This is a genomic window from Gordonia sp. N1V (genome assembly GCF_029269935.1).
GTDB lineage: Bacteria > Actinomycetota > Actinomycetes > Mycobacteriales > Mycobacteriaceae > Gordonia > Gordonia polyisoprenivorans.
The window spans coordinates 388,220-406,433 of record NZ_JARJDD010000002.1 but is presented as its reverse complement, the minus strand read 5'-3'; the positions used below and the strand labels follow the sequence as shown (position 1 = coordinate 406,433).

Sequence of the window (18,214 nt, the reverse complement as noted above, 5' to 3'; positions counted from 1 at the left end):
CTGTCGACGCTGCCGCACACCACATCACCGCGATAGCCCCGACTTTCGGGGGCATCCGATCAGAGGACACCGGTCAATCGCGGTTCAGGAACCGTCCCGGCGAGGCATCGGCAGCCACCCGTCCTCGACCGCACGTTTGTACAGATCGGTCTTGGTGGGCGCATCCCGGTGCGCATCGTGATACTTGCGGCGAATGCGCTCGACGTATTCGTTGACGGTCTCCACCGACAACCCGGTCACCCGCGCGACGTGGGTTCCGGAGCCACCCGACGCATAGAGTTCGAGCACATCGCGGAGCCGCGGCGGGAGATCGACGAACGCCGGGTCGGAGTCCAGCGCCGCCGCCCAGTCCATGGTGGGCACCGCATCTCCCGCGGCGGCGGTCTCCACCGCACGGCGCACCTCGTCTCTCGGCGCACTCTTGCGCACCACCCCGAGGGTTCCGGCGGCCGCCGCCTGCCGCACGAGATACGGCTCGTCACCGGAGGTATAGACCAGTGTGGCGATCCCGGCGGAGTCGAGTGCGGCGATGTTGTCGGCCGGTGTGGACCCGTCACCGAGACGCAGATCGAGAACCGCGAGATCGAGATCGTCGGTGATCGCGAGCAGGTTGGCAACGGTGGCCGCGCCGGCCACCACCTCCACCGTCTGCGACATCGAGAGGAACGCACGCAGTCCCTCGATGATGGATTCGTGGTCGTCGATCACACCGACACGCAACACCCGACACCGCCTCAACTCGGTAACGCGTTCCCACAGTAGGCCGCACCGACCGTTGCGGCACCGCATAATCGCCGATGTGGGTGTACGGCAGGCCGGTGAGCGGACCCGCCCGAGAACCGGGTTGGGCGAGTGGGTGGTGGCGGCGACGGCCACGGAGGGCCCCGCGCCGCAGTCGGAGTCGGCCCACGACCGAACCAATCGGTGCTACGCGATCTTCGCCGGTGCCGCCTACCTGATCTTCTTGCCGTTCCTGATACCCGCGATGACGCAGGCGGAGGCGGTCGCCGACCGGTGGTGGACGCCGCTGGCGGTGACGGTGGCCGTCGTCCCGGGGCTGGCGCTCGGGGTACACGGCGTCGCGTCGGCGAACTCCGCGGTCCGCCATGGCCTCGCCGCGGCCGCTGCCTCGGGCGTGCTGGTGGCCGCGGCGCTCTGGCCGATCGCGTGGACCGGGGCGCAACTCGACGAATCGACGGTCTTCTGGCTCGGACCGTTCGCGGTGCTGGGCACGATCTGCGCGCTCGTGGCGTGGTCGACGCCGGTCGCCGTGGTGTATCTGGTCCTGGTGGCGTGCGGGGTGAAGGTGGCCGGCAACATCGCTCAGCAGACGCCGTCGTTGCTGATCATGATCACCGATGTCGCGTGCAGCGCGATGTTCGCACTCGTCGCGTTCGCGGTGGGCACCGCAGGTCTGCGCACCGCGGCCGCACTCGACGAGACGAGTACCGCGACGATCGCCCTCGCCGAGGACTCCGCTGCGGCGCGGGCCCGCAGTGCGCAACGTACCGTTGCCCGCTCCCTCACCCACGACACGATCATCGCGGTACTCCTCGAGGCCATCCGTGACGACACCTCGAACCGGGTGGCCGATCGTGCGAAATCTGCTGCCGCAGAATTGGATTCCGTACTGGACGAGGCTTCCGCCGTTCATTCCGATGCCCACCTCGTGGCGGCCGGGATCGCCGGCGCGGCACGGCGCAACGATCCGGCGATGCAGGTGACCATCGATCTGCGCGCCGCAGAGGCGGCGACCTTGTCGATGACCGCGGCGTCGGCGGTGATCGGCGCCACCGCCGAGGCCGCACGCAACTGCTCCCGACACCTACCTGCACACACCCCGCGGCGGTGTCACGTCACCGTGGGTGATCAGGAGATCCGCTCGACGATCACCGACGACGGGCCGGGTTTCGATCCTCGCGCCGTACCCCCCGAACGACTGGGCATCAGGGTTTCCATCGAGGAACGGATGTCGCGAGTCCATGGCGGTCGCGCCACGGTCACGTCCGCACCCGGCGCAGGCACCACGGTGAGCCTGGCCTGGCGGACCGAGCAGGCCGAACGTGCGGTCGACGCCGGGGATCTCCTCGGACTGCGGTCGGGCACCAGCAGGTTGATCGGGCTGGGCATCGTCGCGGTGATGATCATCTCGGCCATCGCCAATCCGGGGCCGGTCACCGCACCCTGGGTGCCGGTGGCTGCGATCGCTGCGCTCATCTTCGCCGCGGTCCTGCTCCTCGCGGACGGACCCGACCCGATACCGATGGTCGCATCGCTTCTCGTCATCACCGCAACCGGATTCATGTGCGGCATCTACCTGTTCGACATCGACTACGCCGGTGACGTGATCCCGCTGTGGATCACCGGGCCGCCTGCCCTGATCATGGCCGTTCTGGCGTTGCGTGGGCGTCCCCGCATCGCCGTCGTCGGCTTCCTCGGCACGCTCGCCGTCACCGGGGCCTGGGCGACCGCCGAGATGGGTGGCCCCGTGCCCGGACTCCTGTTGATCGGGCCGTCCGGTGGTTTCGTCGCCATCGCCATCGTCTTCGGCACCGTCAACCGCTCCGTGGCCCAGGCCCTCGTGTCGGCGCGCGCCCGGGCGACCGAGACCGCCGCCGAGTCCGCGGCGACGCGCGCGGCCGCCGACGAGCGTGCCGTCCAGCTCGCACCGATCACCGCACTGGCACGTCCACTGTTGATCTCGTTGGCGCAGGGCGCCCCGATCACACCTGCCCTGCGTCTGCACTGTGCTCTCACCGAGGCCCGATTGCGGGATCTGCTCCGGGCACGTGGGCTGTGCACCCCGGATCTCGATGACGCGGTCGACGATGCCCGACGCCGCGGGGTGATCGTGACCCTGCTCGATGATCGCGGCCTGGACCAGTTCGATGACCACGACCCGCCACCGCTGCCCGGGGTCGCGACCGACACGATCGTCGATTCCCTCCGGCAGGCCGACGAAGGCACATCCGTACGTGTCAGGGCGTCACCACCGAATCGCCGCACCGTGGTGACGGTCGTCGTCGAGTCCGATGACCTCTACGAGTTCACCGAGATCGACAGCCGGGGTGAGGTGCGCACCCGGGTCACCGATGGGGTCTAGACTCGCCTTCGTGCCCTCCTTGCGCCCACTGGAGTGGCCGGTGTTCCGCCAGTTGCGCACCGGCGACAGGTTCGGCCGGGGTCCGGCCGTGCAGTCGGCGCAGACCCGCGACCTGACACCGCGCACCGCCGACGCCGACGAGGTCGTGCAAAGTGTGTGCCCCTTTTGCGCTGTCGGATGTGGGCAGAAGGTCTATGTGAAGGACGGCCGGGTCATCCAGATCGAGGGTGACCCCGACTCCCCCATCTCGCGCGGACGGCTGTGCCCCAAGGGCGCATCGAGTGAGCAGCTGGTCAACAATCCGATGCGGCAGACCACGATTCGCTATCGGGCGCCGTATGCCACGGACTGGACCGACCTCGACCTCGACACCGCGATCGACATGATCGCCGACCGCTTCGTCGAGTCCCGCCGCCGCACATGGCAGGACACCGACGAGCAGGGCCGGATACTGCGCCGCACGATGGGGATCGCCTCGCTGGGCGGGGCGACGCTGGACAACGAAGAGAACTACCTGATCAAGAAGCTCTTCACCGCGGCCGGTGCCATCCAGATCGAGAACCAGGCGCGTATATGACACTCCGCCACGGTTCCCAGTCTGGGGACCTCGTTCGGACGCGGCGGCGCCACCCAGTCCTTGCAGGACATGGCCAATGCGGATTGCATCGTGCTCATCGGCGGCAACATGGCCGAGGCACACCCGGTGGGCTTCCAGTGGGTGGTCGAGGCACGCGCGCGGGGCGCTCGGGTGATCCACGTCGATCCCCGCTTCACCCGCACCTCGGCCAACGCCGACAGGCACATCTCGATCCGGGTGGGGTCCGACGTCGTGCTGCTCGGTGGGCTGATCAACTACATGCTCACCCATGAGCGGTACTTCCGGGAGTACGTCGTGGCCTACACCAATGCCGCGACGCTGGTGACCGAGGATTACCGCGACACCGAGGATCTCGGCGGTCTGTTCTCCGGGTTCGATCCCGAGACCGGCACCTACGATCCGACGACGTGGGCCTACGACGATCCGTCCGACGGCAAGGTCGCCTCGCCCGACGGTCACGAGCCGTCGGCGTCGGCACGCGCCGCCGGCGACGAACACGGATCGGGTGGCCCACCCCTCGAGCACGCGCGGGTACGCCGCGATGAGTCGTTGACCCACCCGCGCAGCGTCTTTCAGATCCTCACACGCCATTTTGCCCGGTACACACCGGAAATGGTGCGCGACATGTGCGGGATCTCGATAGACGACTTCACCTATCTGGCCGAGGCGATCGCCGACAACTCCGGCCGCGACCGCACCACCTGTTTCGGGTATGCGACCGGATGGACACAGCACACCCTCGGGGTGCAGTTCATCCGGACCGCGGCGATCCTGCAGTTGTTGATGGGCAACGTCGGTCGGCCGGGCAGCGGGATCATGGCGTTGCGCGGGCACGCCAGCATCCAGGGGTCGACCGACATCCCGACGCTGTTCAACCTGTTGCCCGGTTATCTACCGATGCCGTCGGTCGGTAAGCACGACACGCTCGCCGATTACCTTGCCGCCGTGGGTTCCCCACAGCAGAAGGGGTTCTGGGCGTACGCCGACACCTACATGATCAGCTTGCTCAAGGCCTGGTTCGGTGACAAGGCAACCGCCGAGAACGACTGGGCCTACGATCTCCTGCCGCGTCTGTCCGGTCCCGCGGGGACCTATCAGACCACCGTCGACATGCTCGCCGGCAAGGTCGAGGGCTATTTCGTGCTCGGGCAGAATCCGGCTGTCGGGTCGGCCAACGGCCGCCAGCAGCGGATGGCGATGTCGAAGCTGAAGTGGATGGTGGTCCGCGACCTCAACATGATCGAGTCGGCCACCTGGTGGCGCGACGGACCCGAGATCGCCTCGGGTGAACTACGCACCGCCGACATCGGCACCGAGGTGTTCTTCATGCCCGCGGCCACCCACGTGGAGAAAGCCGGATCCTTCACGCAGACACAGCGAATGGTGCAGTGGCGCCACCAGGCCGTATCGCCGCCCGGGCAGGCGCAGAGCGAGTTGGATTTCTTCTACGAGCTCGGCCGGCGTATCCGGGAACGGTTGGCCGACTCGACCGACGAACGCGACCGTGCGCTGCTCGATCTGACCTGGGACTACCCGCTCGACGAGCACGGCAACCCGGATCCGGAGGCGGTGCTCTCGGAGATCAACGGGTACTTCACCTCCGGGCCGCACGAGGGCGAGAACCTCACGTCGTATACGCAGATGGCGGCCGACGGATCGACCGCGGGTGGTTGCTGGATCTACACCGGGGTGTATGCGCACGCCACCAATCAGGCGGCCCGCCGGGTACCGCAGGGCGGTGAGTCGGTCAGCCAGCACGAGTGGGGTTGGGTGTGGCCCGCCGATCGGCGCATCCTCTACAACCGCGCCTCCGCCGACCCCGAGGGCCGACCGTGGAGTGAGCGCAAACGCTACATCTGGTGGGATGCCCAGGCCCGCAGGTGGACCGGCGACGATGTGCCCGACTTCCCGGTCGACAAGGCGCCCGACGCGCGGCCCGATCCGGACCTCGGCGGTGCCGAGGGGTTGGCCGGTGACGACCCGTTCATCATGCAATCCGACGGCAAGGCATGGCTGTTCGCGCCGAAGGGGCTCGTCGACGGACCGCTGCCCGCACACTACGAGCCGCACGAGTCGCCGGTGGCCAACGCACTGTATCCGCAGCAGCAGGCGCCGGCGCGGATCACGTTCGCGCGCAAGGACAATCTGGGTGCGCCGAGCGCCGGTGACCGGGGCGACGAGGTGTACCCGTTCGTGTTCACCACCTATCGGCTGACCGAGCATCACACGGCCGGCGGGATGAGCCGGTGGTCGCCGTTCCTGGCCGAGCTGCAACCGGAGTTGTTCTGTGAGGTGTCACCGGAATTGGCGGCCGTGCGTGGACTGGTGAACGAGGGGTGGGCGACGATCATCTCGCCCCGCTCGGCGATCGAGGCGCGGGTGCTGGTGACCGATCGGATGACGCCGCTGCGCATCAACGGCCGTGAGGTGCACCAGGTGGGCCTGCCGTATCACTGGGGTCAGGGCGGCGACGCCGTCGTCACCGGCGACGCGGTGAACGACCTCCTCGGCGTCACCCTCGACCCCAATGTGCAGATCCAGGAGTCGAAGGTGGCCTCCTGCGACGTGATCGCGGGCCGGCGCCCACAAGGTCCCGCGCTGCTCGACCTCGTACGCCGCTACCAGGAACGCGCCGGGGTCACCGTGGAGACCGACAACACCCGGATCACCGACCCGGCACAGGAAACGGTGTATCCCGAACCAGGCGAACCAGGAAGGTCTGATTAGATGGGCCAATTGTCCGGACCGACCGACCCGACCGCGGACGCCCACTGGGGCGATCGCGAACGGCCACGGAAGGGATTCTTCACCGACACCTCGATCTGCATCGGCTGCAAGGCATGTGAGGTCGCCTGCAAGGAGTGGAACGGCAATCCTCGCGACGGTGATCTCGAGTTGACCGGCATGTCCTACGACAACACCGTCGCCCTCGGCGCGAGTACCTGGCGGCACGTCGCCTTCATCGAGCAGAACCGCGAACAGATCAGTGCCGCACGTGAATCCGGCCGCGCACTCACCGATCTGGGGATGCCCGCGGTGCCGGGCGCGGCCGGGGCGCCGACGTCGACCGACAACCCGCAGGAGGTCGGTGAGGTGCAGGGGGTCGCCGGTGTACAGGCTGATGTCAGTCCACCGGATACCCCCGAGTTCCGGTGGCTGATGTCCTCGGATGTGTGCAAGCACTGCACACACGCCGGGTGTTTGGACGTCTGCCCCACCGGCGCGTTGTTCCGCACCGAATTCGGGACGGTCGTCGTACAACACGACGTGTGCAACGGATGCGGAACCTGTGTTGCCGGTTGCCCGTTCGGGGTCGTCGAACGCCGCTCGGACGGCACCGTCGAACCCACCACCCGCGAGGGCCAGCGCAAGGGTGAGCAGCCCCCGGTGCCCAAACGTGGTGTCGCACAGAAGTGCACGCTCTGCTACGACCGGCTCGTCGACGACGAGACCCCGGCCTGTGCCAAGACCTGCCCCACCACCTCCATCAAGTTCGGCGACCACGACGACCTCGTCGACGCCGCTCACGAGCGAGTCGCGCACCTGCACGCACAGGGCATGACCGAGGCCCGGCTGTACGGGGCGAACACCAACGACGGCGTCGGCGGTACCGGGTCGGTGTTCCTGCTGCTCGACGAACCCGAGGTGTACGGCCTGCCGCCGGACCCGCGGGTGTGCACCGCCGACCTGCCGAGCATGTATCGGCGCGCGGGTGTGGCCGCCGTGGGAATGCTTGCCGCCGCTGCGGTCTCGTTCCTCACCGGGCGCGGGCGGTGAGCTCCTGATGACCTCCGAGTACGACGCGCTGCGCCCGCCCGAGCCGCCACGACGCCGCGACCGCATCCGCAATCGGGTCGCGCGGCGACGGCGTGGCACCGGTGGGACCGACGGGTCGCGTGAGATGTCGATGGTGCCCCACGCCGAGTTCGAGAAACTCACCGGCGAGGGCTACTACGGCCATCCGGTGGTCAAACCACCGCCGTGGGGCGACGAGATCGCGTTGTACCTCTTCCTCGGTGGCATCGGCGGCGGGTCGGGTGTGCTGGCTGCAGGCGCCCAACTCACCGGGCGGGATAGGTTGCGCCGCAACGCCCGACTGGGCGGCTTGGCAGCGGTGGGGTTGGGTGCGGTGGCGCTGGTCGCCGACCTGGGTCGGCCGGACCGGTTCTACAACATGTTGCGGACCTTCAAGGTCACCTCTCCGATGAGCGTCGGATCGTGGATTCTCACCGCCTTCTCGGGCGGCATCGGGGTGGCCGCCGCCGCCGAGGTGGACCGGATGAGCGGGCAGAGACTCCCGTTGGGACCGTTGCGGACCGTCCTGCGGCTGGGTGAGGCTCCCGCCGGTCTCGTCGGTGGCGCGTTCGGGCCGCTGCTCGCGGTGTACACCGCGGTCCTGTTGGGCGACACCGCCACTCCCACGTGGAATGCGATGCACCGCGACCTGCCGTTCGTGTTCGTCGGTTCGGCGAGCCTGGCGGCGAGCGGACTGGCCATGGTCACCACGCCGGTTGCCGAGGCCGGGCCGGCCCGCGGTCTCGCCGTTGCCGGCGTCATCGGTGATGTGGCGGCGACCCGGCTCATGGAGCGTCGTATGGATTCGGTTGCGGCCGAACCGCTTCACCACGGGCGTGCGGGCACGCTCATGCGCTGGGCGGAACGGCTCGCCGTCGTCGGCGGTATCGGCGCACTGTTCTCGGGCCGGTCCCGCACGGTGTCTGCGGTCTCGGGGGTGACGTTGCTAGCGGCGTCGGCCTGTACCCGCTTCGGGGTCTTCCACGCGGGCATTGAATCGGCAAAAGATCCGCGCTACACCATCATTCCGCAGAAACGCCGCCTGGCGGCCCGCCGGGCGGCCGGTATCACCGACGATTCGATCACCACGGGTTATTGACACCGTGGGTCAGGCTCGGCATCGGCGACCCGGTGTGGGGATGGAGCCGACTCGGGTACTGCGGTGAGAAGATGAACCGATTGCCGCCCTGACGTTTCGCCTCGTACATGGCCAGATCCGCCTCGCGGAGGAGGTCGTGGAGATTCCACGACGCGGCGGGCGCACCGGCCACCCCCACACTGATGGTCACCGGTGGCGTCGCATGTGCATGGACGTCGCGGCAGAGGTCGGCGGCGATCCGGCATCCGTCGTCGATGTCGCCATCGAGGACGACGACGAACTCCTCGCCTCCGATTCGCGCGGCGATCGTGGCACGGCCCGCGACCTCCGCGCGTGCGGCGACGTCGGCGATCCGGTTCGCGATCTGCACCAGCACCAGATCCCCGAGTTGATGACCTCGGGTGTCGTTGATCCGCTTGAACTCGTCGACGTCGATCATGATCATCGCGACCCGACCAGTGGTGCTCTGCAGGCGTGGTGCGAACCGTGCCAGCCCGCGCCGATTGACCAAGCGAGTCAACGGATCATGTTGGGCGACCATCGCGTCGCTGCCCAGGCGCCAGAACATGAACTGCGCCATCGGGAGCACGAACAGGACGAGAGCAACCGGGGCAACGCCCTTCGACACCGCCAACGCCAGGTGCCCGGCGCCGGGCTCATCCGCCATCCGGATGACGATCGCACACATGACGATCGCAGCGAAGACGGCATGCAGCGCGTGGACCGCCGGCGCGCAGTAGAACGCTGCCAACATACTGACCACGAGAAACACGGAGGTACCGGCGAGTCCGAGCGCGGGATCGGGATGACTCATGCAGGCCAGTGCCACGATCACGTCGGTGGCCGCCACGAGCATCACGGCCTCGGTGCGTCCGCGTGGCGGCAACACCCACCAACGCACGACGTAGGTCGCCCCGAGAACCACCCCGACCGCAAGCAGCGAACGAACCACGTCGTTGTACTCACCGGCGGGACTGAACACACCGCCGGCCGCGGCGATCGTCATGATCAGGGTGCCGAGGGAGAAACTGACCTGTTTGAGGCGCATGTGGCCGATGCGTTCCCAGAACGGCAATCCCCACTCGACTTCACCATCAGCGACAAACCATGATGTGAACGTCGAAGTGGGCGTGTCCAACTCGCCCATCCTGGTACTCGCTTCCGCCGAAAAACCTGCGGACCGAGTGTACGACGCACCGGGCGCGAGCACGTGGGTCCAAAGACCCCTTCTCCGCATCGGAGAGTCTCGGAGCCTCAGCGCACGCGGATCCCTGCGCCCGCTGCGGTCTCACCGATCACCGGAAAGCCCGGCACTTCACCGATCAGCAGAAGTCCGCCGGAGGTTTGTGCGTCGGCGAGGAACAGCAGATCGTCGTCGGTGACGCCGCCCGCGGCGTCGAGATGCGGCCGCACCCAATCGAGGTTCCGGCGGGAACCGCCGGACACGAATCCGTCGCGCAGTGCCTCGAGTGCGCCGTCGACAACGGGCACCGCCGCCCGATCGATGACGGCACCCACACCTGAGGCGCGCGCGAGCTTGTGCAGGTGTCCGAGCAGACCGAAGCCGGTGACATCGGTGCCTGCGCGCACCCCGGCCGCCAGCGCCGCCTGCGCGGCGGCGTCGTTGAGTTCGGTCATCGTCGCGAGCGCCGCCTCGAAGACCTCCCCGGTCTGCTTATGACGATTGTTGAGGAACCCGACGCCGATCGGTTTGGTCAGGGTGATCGGCAGTCCCGCCACCGCCGCGTCGTTGCGGATCAGCCGGGCCGGGTCCGCGGTTCCGGTCACGGCCATCCCGTACTTGGGTTCGGGATCGTCGATGCTGTGTCCGCCGATCACCGGACATCCCGCCCGGCCGGCCACATCGAGACCACCCCGCAGCACTTCCGTCAGTAACTCCATCGGCAGCGTATCCCGGGGCCAGCCAACGAGATTGATCGCCACGACGGGTCGGCCACCCATGGCGTAGATGTCCGACAACGCATTTGCGGCGGCAATGGCGCCCCACGTGAACGCGTCGTCGACGACCGGGGTGAAGAAGTCGGCGGTCGACAGCACGGCGAGATCGTCACGCACCCGAACCGCGGCGGCGTCATCGCCGTCGTCGAGACCGACCAGGATGTCCTCCCCCACCTGCCCGGTCAGCCCGGCCACCGCGACCTCCAACTCGCCAGGCGGGATCTTGCACGCGCACCCTCCACCGTGCGCGAACCCCGTCAGCCGCAACGCCCCGATGTCATCCACCGCACTCATGCCCCGATGCTACGGCAATGGACGACGCACCTTCCCTCCCCCGATGGCTCGACCCGTTCCCTGGTGGTTGACCAACCCGCCCTCCCCGATGGTCGAGAATCCTCCCCTCCCGATGGTCGACCAACCCGTCCTCCCCGATACCCGAGAACCCTTCCCCCCCCGATGGTCGACCAACCCGTCCTCCCCGATACCCGAGAACCCTTCCCCCCGATGGTCGAGGTGCGAGCCGCGTGCGGCGAGCCTCGAGACCCGGCGAGACAACAAGCCTCCCAACCACATCGAAAGCGCAGCAAACGAAAGCGAACCCCTTACCACACCCCACCGACAGAAAATCAGCGCCGAAACACGTTGTCCACAAGCAGAATTGATCAAGAATAGCCCTTGCATCGAACGTACTTTCCTGTAGACTGGACCCATCGCACCGATCAGCCACTGGGGAGGGGCCCATGATCGACACCACCACGGTTTTTGACGCGGAATCCGTTGATGCCGAGGCGATCTTCGCCGCCATCGTCGCCCGACTCAGCGACCTGCAATGGAATCCGGAGATGACCGGGCCACAAGCTTTCGGTGCGATGAAGCAAGTCCTGTTGTTGCGGAACCTGGTTGATCATCACGCCACAGCGTGGATCCGAAACGACGACCCGTGCCGTCGTATCACCGCCGCACCATGCGACTCGACGACACCGCAGCCTGATCTGCCCTGCCCCACTACCTGATTCCTTGCACCCGGCCCGGCCGGGACCGCATCTGTTGTTTGACAACTCCATAGAATAAGCCCACCCGATGGTCGAGGTGTCGTGCCCGTGGCCCGGAAGCATTTCGGCACAACGGGTCTCGACGCTCGTCGCTAGCGCTCCTCGACACCTCGACCACCGGGGTGGGAGCGTCCGAGTATCCGATCGTCGGATGGGAAGCGTCAGCATCCTTCGAGGAGAGCGTCATACCCCGATGGTCGAGGTGCGAGCCGCGTGCGGCGAGCCTCGAGACCACCAGCGCCGGTGCTGGATTCGTCCCCGCGATACCTCAGCGGAAGGCGAGGATGTCGTTGCCCCAGGTGTCGCGGAGGTTGTCGTCGAGCCCTTGGACCACGCGATCGTCCTCGTCGATCACCAGGGAGCGGCGATCGTCGCTGCGGTATCGGGGCCACGAGGGCGTCGGGCCCGAGTCGAGCCGGACACCGGGAACACCTTCTCGCACAAACGATCCCCAGCGACCGAGGAGCCGTTCGGCAATATGTTCACCGGTTGCCCGCCCACCCAGCTTGTAGGTGATGTCCTTGCGTCCCGCTGGAAGATTGCCCCAGGTGTAGTTGAGCTCGGTGCCGTGCGTGGCACCGAGGCGCAGTACACGGAACATCCTGGGCGCCCAGTCGAATCGGTACATGTACACCGGCGCCACCTCGGCGTGCGCATCAGCGACCCACAGCGTCGGCATCCGGAAAGCCAGGTCACGCGCAATGCCGAGCCCGGCGGCCTTGGCATTCCGCGGATACGCCGCGAGTACGGTGTGCTCATCGGGTACACGGAGTTCGGGCTGTTCGAGCGCGATCCGCTCGAACATGGTGCGGATCGTCGACAGGTCGATCGGCATCAACGGGGACTTCATGTAACGGAACAGCGCGGACTCGTCGCGGTTCGTTCCGATCAGCAACGGCACCGGGATCGATTCGCCGGCCCGGTACACGTCGATCGGGTGATGCGGAACCAGATCCCCGTCAACGGTGACCGTGAAGGCCAGGATTCCCGGATTCTCCTGTGGTACTTCGGCGAAGACCTGCATCTGCGCGTCGACGAACTGCGCCGACGACGCCGAGCGGAGATCGCCGGGAATAGCGGCGGCGATACGCTCGGAAACAATCCCCATCCGCTGCGCCGAGGCCACCGCCGTCGCCGGTGAGCTCTGGGCGATCGCCCGATGGAACAGTCCGCGAGCGGCCGGGATCGTGAGCAGCGTGGTGACGATCCCACCGCCCGCCGACTCGCCGGCCACCGTCACCTGCGCCGGGTCGCCACCGAACCCGGAGATGTTGTCGCGCACCCACGTCAACGCGGCCAGCACATCCGACAATGCGACATTGGTTTCCGCACCATCGATCACCGACCCCATGTCGGCGAACCCGAAGGCACCGATGCGGTAGTTGATCGTGACCACCACGACGTCACGCTGCGCGGCCATCCGGGTGCCGTCGTAGAGGGGTTGACCACCGGATCCGAAAACGTAGGCCCCACCATGTACCCACACGATCACCGGTCGTGGTGAGTCGGCGCCTGCCACCGGGGCCCACACGTTGAGGAACAGACAGTCCTCGTCCATCACCGGATCGCTACCCAGACCGATCGCCGGATTACGCGCCTGTGGACACACCGCACCGAACCGGTCGGCATCGACGACACCGGCGTGCGGAATCGCCGGACGCGCACGGCACCAGCGATTCTCACCCACGGGTGGCGCGGCGTACCGGATGCCCTTCCACACGTGAATCCAGTGGTCACGAACACCGCGATAGGCGCCCGAGGTGGTCTCCACCACGGGAGACGAGCAGCCACCGCCGGACTGTGTGTCGCTCATGCTCAGGCCTCACGCTCGATCGGGCAGGACATACACCGTGGCCCGCCTCGACCACGCCCGAGCTCCGACCCCGACATGGCGATGACCTGAATGCCGTTGTCGCCCAAGTATTTGTTGGTGGTGACATTGCGTTCGTACCCGACCACGACCCCCGGCGATACGGTCAAGAAGTTGTTGCCGTCGTCCCACTGCGCCCGGGCCGCCTCGAGCCGGTCGATCGGCGCCTTGAGAACCCGCAACGTGTCCACCCCGAGCGCCTCGGCCACCACGGCGAACAGCTCGGCGTTCTCGGTCACGGTGAAGTGGCCCTGGTCGTTTCGCGGCACCAGAGTGTAGGAGCGCAAGGTATCCGGCAGATATGGGTAGACACTGAACGCGTCGCGATCGACCTGCGTCATGGCGGTGTCGAGATGCATGAACGCCCGCTCCATCGGGAGTTCGACGACGATGACCTTGTCGACGGTCCCCAACTTGAACAGGTTTTCGGCGAGCACCTCGATGCCCTGCGGGGCGGTACGTTCGCTCATACCGATCATCACCGTGCGGTTGCCGATGACGAGAATGTCCCCGCCCTCGATGGTGGCCGGTGTGTGCCGCATCGGATCGTTGCCGTTGTAGAACACGAACTCCTCCGCGGTGAACATCGGATGGAAGTTGTAGATCAGCCGGGAGTTGATGGTCTCGCGTTGCCGTGCCGGTTTGGCCATCGGGTTGAGGTTGACCCCGGCGTAGATCCACGCCGAATTGTCGCGCTGGAACAGATGATTGGGCAGCGGCGCGAGGAGGAAGTCGTCGTCGTCGAGGCTGTGGAGCAGCAGGCTCGACACGCCACCGAGATGCGGCGCCGCCTCTCGTTTGAGCATGCCGCCGATCAACAGCTCGGCCAGCTGGTCGGGTGTGCGCTCGTCGAGCAACTCCTGCAGGGGTCCATCGAGTTCGGTCCCGAACTGGGTTTCGGTGATCAGCTCGGCCGCCAGCTCGTCGCGCGCACCGTCCTGGGCGAGTGCCTCGGCGAGCAGGTCCTGATAGAGGTGGACCGTCACCCCGAGGTCGCGCAGGATCTGCTGGAACTGCTCGTGCTCCTCCTGCGCCTTCTCAGCCCACATCACGTCGTCGAACAGCAGTCCCTTGACGTTGTCGGGTGTGAGACGCAACAACTCGATCCCCGGCTTGTGCAGGATGACCTGGGCCAGCGGACCCACTTCGGAGTCGACGTGGAAAGTCATACGCGAACTCTAATCGCGCACACAGGCCGGCGCGGGACGATGACAACTCGACGACATCGACTGCACCCACCCAAGACCGACGGCCCGTCCGAAATCACACCGGACGGGCCGCAGTCTGCAGGCGAGCCCCCTGTCAGGATTGAACTGACGACCGCTCGCTTACATGGTCCGACCGCTAGCTGCGGTGATGCAGCTCAAGGCCGCCTGAGACACCTCGTCGCAGGTTCCCGGACCCCGGCCCGTGTCCGCGTCTCGGGGAGTGCCGCAGCGCGAACCAGTCAAATACGAAACATGTTCCATTCCAGTTCACGTTTCCGTCATCAAAATCCCGACATTGACCGTCGCACAACAACTTTGAGGGCAATCATGAGCAATGTGAACGACAACGCCAGCCCCATTGTTGAACGATGGATTGCCACTCTCCGAGCAGAGGGCAAGTCCAACCGCACTATCCGGGAGCGCCGCACGATCATGCGGCGCTTCGAGCGCGACGCCGGCACTCCGGCGCTCGCGGCGACGACCGAACAGATTGCCGACTGGCTCGGCCGCGACGACCTTGCGACGGTCACCAAGTCGGCCTACCACTCGGTGATGAAGAACTTCTACGCCTGGTGCCTCCTGTCGCAACTGCGCGAGGACCATCCGATGGCCACGATCAGGGCCGCGCGACGGCCCCGACGCCAGCCTCGGCCCATCACCCGGAAGCAGTTTGATCGACTCGTCGATGGCGCGGCCGGCGACCGCGTGATGCTCGCGATGATCCTGCTGCACGGCCTCGCGGGCCTGCGCGTCCACGAGATCGCCCGATTCCAGTCGAGGCACCTCGACGTCGAAGGCCGCACCATCGAGGTCACCGGGAAGGGTGGGGCAACCTACGTGCTGCCCGCGCATCCGATGATCGTCGAGATCGCGCGGTGGATGCCGCGCGGGTACTGGTTCCCGTCACAGCGCGCACGCCACCTCGGCGGCCGGACGGTCACCGAGCGCATCCACCTGCACATGCTGCGATGCAAGGTGCCAGGGACGCCGCACTGCCTGCGTCACTTCTACGGGACGCAGCTCGTCGAGTCCGGCGCCGACCTCCGGGTAGTTCAGGAGTTGATGCGGCACTCGTCGCTGGCAACGACCGCGATCTATACGGCGGTGTCCGACGTGCGCAAGCGCGAGGCGATCGAGAGGTTGGCGTCGTGAGCGCGCCGGTGATCGACCTTATGCACCGGACTGCCCACAATTCACAATCGTGCACGTACGGTGGAGCGATGAGCGAACCTGCCGATCGTCTGCCACAAGGTCTCGCCGAGGACGTCCTATCTCAGCCGGTTGAGCTACTGAAGTGGGTGACGCTCGTCGGGCCCCGCATCGCCACCATGACCGAGGATGACCGGGCTGCCGTACTAGCTCAAATGGGAGCGATCGCAAGCGGAACGAGAACGGCCGGCGTCACGATCCAGCTTGGCGAGAAGAACATCGCCATCTCGACCGAGACCGTCGGCGAGATACACCAAGACTGATATCACAAATAGCGCCCGGATCGACGAGGGGTCGATCCGGGCGCTTCTGTCTGTCGGCTCCGCGACCAAACGGAGCCGATCACCAACAACGAACAGAGGAGGGTCTCCACCTGATCCGTCGGTGACGAGTTTACGTCACCGAACGAACCCATTCGGCAAGAAGCGTCTGGTGTGAACCCTTGTATGCGGCGATGTGCTGCGATCCGTTGAGGTAGCCAATCGCATCAGTGGCCGCCTGGCTGTATCGCTGCCACTGCTGGACGGGATTCGCGAGCAGGTACTTTCCGAGCACTTGCCAGCGTGCGGAACGCAACCGGTCGATCATGTCCCACGACCAGGCCGGGAAGTTGGTCGCGGAGAACCGTCCGCTAATGTCGCTGATGGTGCGGATCGGCGAGTCGGCCGGGCACTGGCAGATGACGTCGAACGGGTTGTACTCCCAGTGCATGGGCACACTGGGCAGCGCGTAGAGGTGTCCGGTGACGCCCGAGCGCCCGGGCACTCCCTTGCCTACCGGCATGGCTGGGTCGGCGATGAATCCGGCGGCGCGCAGGTGCGGATGGCCGATAGCCGAGACCATCCGCGCGAGTTCCGCCCCGCCGGAGTAGCCCAGCAGAATGGCCGGCCCGACGTCGAGGAGTGATCTGACCATCGGCACGCCTCGGGCGAGGGAGTCGGCGTAGTCGATGCCAAGCGCGCCACCGTTGCCAACCGGGCCGTAGTCGGCGGCCCAGGGCACCTCGACGACGTCGTAGCCGGAAAGCTGCGACGTGACGCCCTCAAGCATCGTTCCGGCGCCGGTCGGGTTCTCGCCGATTCCACGGCAACGAAGGATGCGCATGGTCACTCCTCTAGCTCGTCGAGCTCTTGGCGAAGGTCAGCCGGCATCTCCGGGAGTGCGCATCCCCGGCTCATGGCCAGATCGCGGATCTGGTCGAGGTAGTCGTCGACGCGCCGGATGACCCGCTTGAGGTGGGCGATGCGCTCGAGCCGACGCTCGGACTCCTCGCGGATGGGATTCAGCAGCGAGATGGATGTGGCGACGTTGATGGAGTCGCGCTGGGCGACGTCGCGCTGATTGAGGGACTGGTTGCGCGTGTCGCGCTGCTTGCGGGAGCGCCGGTCGAGCATGAAGCTGATCAACGATCCCCCGCCGACGCTGCCGAAGGCGGTGGCAAGCTCGACGATGAGCTGTGCGTTCACCGGTACCCCGAAGATCGATCAAATTCTCTCGGAACGGCGTCGATCGCCTTGAGGTCGACAACGATCTGACCGATACGGCAGAAGGCCGCGAGGCCAACGGATATAGCCAGCGCGCCGGTCTGGAAGCTCGTCGTCTGCCCGTGCCGAAGGATGATCGCAGCGAACACCAGCCACTGGCCGCCGGTGGTGGCCAGTGCAAACGCCTCGGTGATCAGGCGCCGACGATTCACCCTGACACTGTCGCTGGCTCGACGAAAGGTTACCGAGCAGCCAACGAGGCCACCGAGTCCTAGTGCAACGTAGTACATCTCGTTGGTCTCGGGCACTACTTGTGCGACGGCGGTCGACAAGTCGACTTCAGTCACCAACGACAGGATTCCCAGGGCAAGTGAGAAAACGAACATCGCCCGCTCAAACGGATCCGACGGACGTGGCCCAAGGTTGATCAGTCGGTTCGACTCGGGAGGAATCGGTGCAGGGTGGACCATACCGAGCCTTTCTGTGCGACCGCACGGGTGCCGGCGGTGATGTGCAGCCAGGCGATCCAGAGGAAGACGACGATTCCAGTCAGACTCGCAAAGGGAGATGTCGCTGCAGCCGCGACAAGACCGATCGCGAACATCACATAGGCCACCGCAGCTGTGCGATAGGCCAGAGACAGTAGCCACGGCCACGTGGTGCTGGCGATCATGAAGAGCAGAGCGAGAGCAAGGAATCCGAGCCCCCAACCGATGGAGTGCCCGTACTCGTCGAGGATGTGCAGGGACGGCGTCGAGAATCGTTGCTCACCTCCGAGCAAGATCACGATGCCGAGTCCGGATGCCAGTGTCATGGAGCGCGAGGGCGTCGTGAATA

The 18,214-nt window shown here is 66.6% G+C and carries 15 protein-coding genes and 1 pseudogene; 7 read left to right on the top strand and 9 right to left on the bottom strand.

Features of this window, described 5'->3' with window-relative positions; genetic code table 11:
* Positions 1 to 84: 84 nt before the first annotated feature.
* Positions 85 to 708, bottom strand: a complete 624-nt coding sequence (locus P3L18_RS04520; protein WP_276113398.1) for a response regulator — start codon at positions 706 to 708, stop codon at positions 85 to 87.
* Positions 709 to 799: 91 nt separating this feature from the next.
* Between P3L18_RS04520 and P3L18_RS04515 the strand changes: the two genes are divergently transcribed.
* The 4 genes from P3L18_RS04515 to nrfD are packed head-to-tail and all read left to right on the top strand — an operon-like array spanning position 800 to position 8,595.
* Complete coding sequence (locus P3L18_RS04515; RefSeq protein WP_276113397.1) at positions 800 to 3,103, top strand: ATP-binding protein; 2,304 nt, start codon at positions 800 to 802, stop codon at positions 3,101 to 3,103.
* Positions 3,093 to 6,428: a formate dehydrogenase gene (gene fdh, locus P3L18_RS04510; protein WP_276113396.1), complete on the top strand. Its 3,336-nt coding sequence runs from the start codon at positions 3,093 to 3,095 to the stop codon at positions 6,426 to 6,428. Before P3L18_RS04515 ends, fdh begins: the two co-directional genes overlap by 11 nt.
* Positions 6,429 to 7,478, top strand: a complete 1,050-nt coding sequence (locus P3L18_RS04505; RefSeq protein ID WP_079928789.1) for a 4Fe-4S dicluster domain-containing protein — start codon at positions 6,429 to 6,431, stop codon at positions 7,476 to 7,478. It begins immediately after the preceding gene.
* A gap of 7 nt (positions 7,479 to 7,485) precedes the next feature.
* On the top strand, positions 7,486 to 8,595 hold the full coding sequence (nrfD, locus tag P3L18_RS04500) for an NrfD/PsrC family molybdoenzyme membrane anchor subunit (protein ID WP_276113395.1): 1,110 nt from the start codon (positions 7,486 to 7,488) through the stop codon (positions 8,593 to 8,595).
* Here the strand turns inward: nrfD and P3L18_RS04495 are convergent.
* Positions 8,579 to 9,742, bottom strand: coding sequence for a GGDEF domain-containing protein (locus P3L18_RS04495; RefSeq protein WP_079930583.1), 1,164 nt, complete (start codon positions 9,740 to 9,742; stop codon positions 8,579 to 8,581). The genes nrfD and P3L18_RS04495 overlap by 17 nt on opposite strands.
* A gap of 107 nt (positions 9,743 to 9,849) precedes the next feature.
* Entirely contained in the window at positions 9,850 to 10,848 is a 999-nt protein-coding gene (gene selD, locus P3L18_RS04490) for a selenide, water dikinase SelD (RefSeq protein WP_276113394.1), read from the bottom strand.
* A gap of 446 nt (positions 10,849 to 11,294) precedes the next feature.
* On the opposite strand from selD, the pseudogene P3L18_RS04485 reads away from it, so the two are divergent.
* Positions 11,295 to 11,471, top strand: a pseudogene (locus tag P3L18_RS04485) (HNH endonuclease); the annotation flags it as partial.
* Positions 11,472 to 11,874: 403 nt separating this feature from the next.
* Here the strand turns inward: P3L18_RS04485 and P3L18_RS04480 are convergent.
* Positions 11,875 to 13,419, bottom strand: a complete 1,545-nt coding sequence (locus P3L18_RS04480; protein WP_276113393.1) for a carboxylesterase/lipase family protein — start codon at positions 13,417 to 13,419, stop codon at positions 11,875 to 11,877.
* Positions 13,420 to 13,421: 2 nt separating this feature from the next.
* Positions 13,422 to 14,645 (bottom strand): arginine deiminase, encoded by a 1,224-nt coding sequence (locus P3L18_RS04475; RefSeq protein ID WP_276113391.1) that lies wholly within the window; start codon positions 14,643 to 14,645, stop codon positions 13,422 to 13,424.
* A 366-nt stretch (positions 14,646 to 15,011) separates the two neighbouring features.
* On the opposite strand from P3L18_RS04475, the gene P3L18_RS04470 reads away from it, so the two are divergent.
* Both P3L18_RS04470 and P3L18_RS04465 read left to right on the top strand, forming a co-directional pair.
* Complete coding sequence (locus P3L18_RS04470; protein WP_276113390.1) at positions 15,012 to 15,836, top strand: tyrosine-type recombinase/integrase; 825 nt, start codon at positions 15,012 to 15,014, stop codon at positions 15,834 to 15,836.
* Between the two features lie 68 nt (positions 15,837 to 15,904).
* A complete protein-coding gene (locus P3L18_RS04465) occupies positions 15,905 to 16,156 on the top strand; it encodes a hypothetical protein (protein ID WP_276113389.1) in 252 nt (83 codons plus the stop codon).
* Between the two features lie 130 nt (positions 16,157 to 16,286).
* Here P3L18_RS04465 and P3L18_RS04460 read toward each other — a convergent pair whose 3' ends face one another.
* From P3L18_RS04460 to P3L18_RS04445, 4 genes are all read right to left on the bottom strand, one after another.
* Positions 16,287 to 16,997, bottom strand: coding sequence for a hypothetical protein (locus tag P3L18_RS04460; protein WP_276113387.1), 711 nt, complete (start codon positions 16,995 to 16,997; stop codon positions 16,287 to 16,289).
* A gap of 2 nt (positions 16,998 to 16,999) precedes the next feature.
* Positions 17,000 to 17,359 carry a hypothetical protein gene (locus P3L18_RS04455; RefSeq protein ID WP_276113386.1) on the bottom strand — a complete coding sequence of 120 codons (360 nt, stop codon included), beginning with the start codon at positions 17,357 to 17,359 and terminating at the stop codon, positions 17,000 to 17,002.
* The gene (locus tag P3L18_RS04450; RefSeq protein ID WP_276113385.1) at positions 17,356 to 17,724 is read right to left on the bottom strand and encodes a hypothetical protein; all 369 of its coding nucleotides are present in this window, start codon (positions 17,722 to 17,724) and stop codon (positions 17,356 to 17,358) included. Before P3L18_RS04450 ends, P3L18_RS04455 begins: the two co-directional genes overlap by 4 nt.
* Before the next feature lie 80 nt (positions 17,725 to 17,804).
* Positions 17,805 to 18,191 carry a hypothetical protein gene (locus P3L18_RS04445; RefSeq protein WP_276113384.1) on the bottom strand — a complete coding sequence of 129 codons (387 nt, stop codon included), beginning with the start codon at positions 18,189 to 18,191 and terminating at the stop codon, positions 17,805 to 17,807.
* Positions 18,192 to 18,214 lie beyond the last annotated feature (23 nt).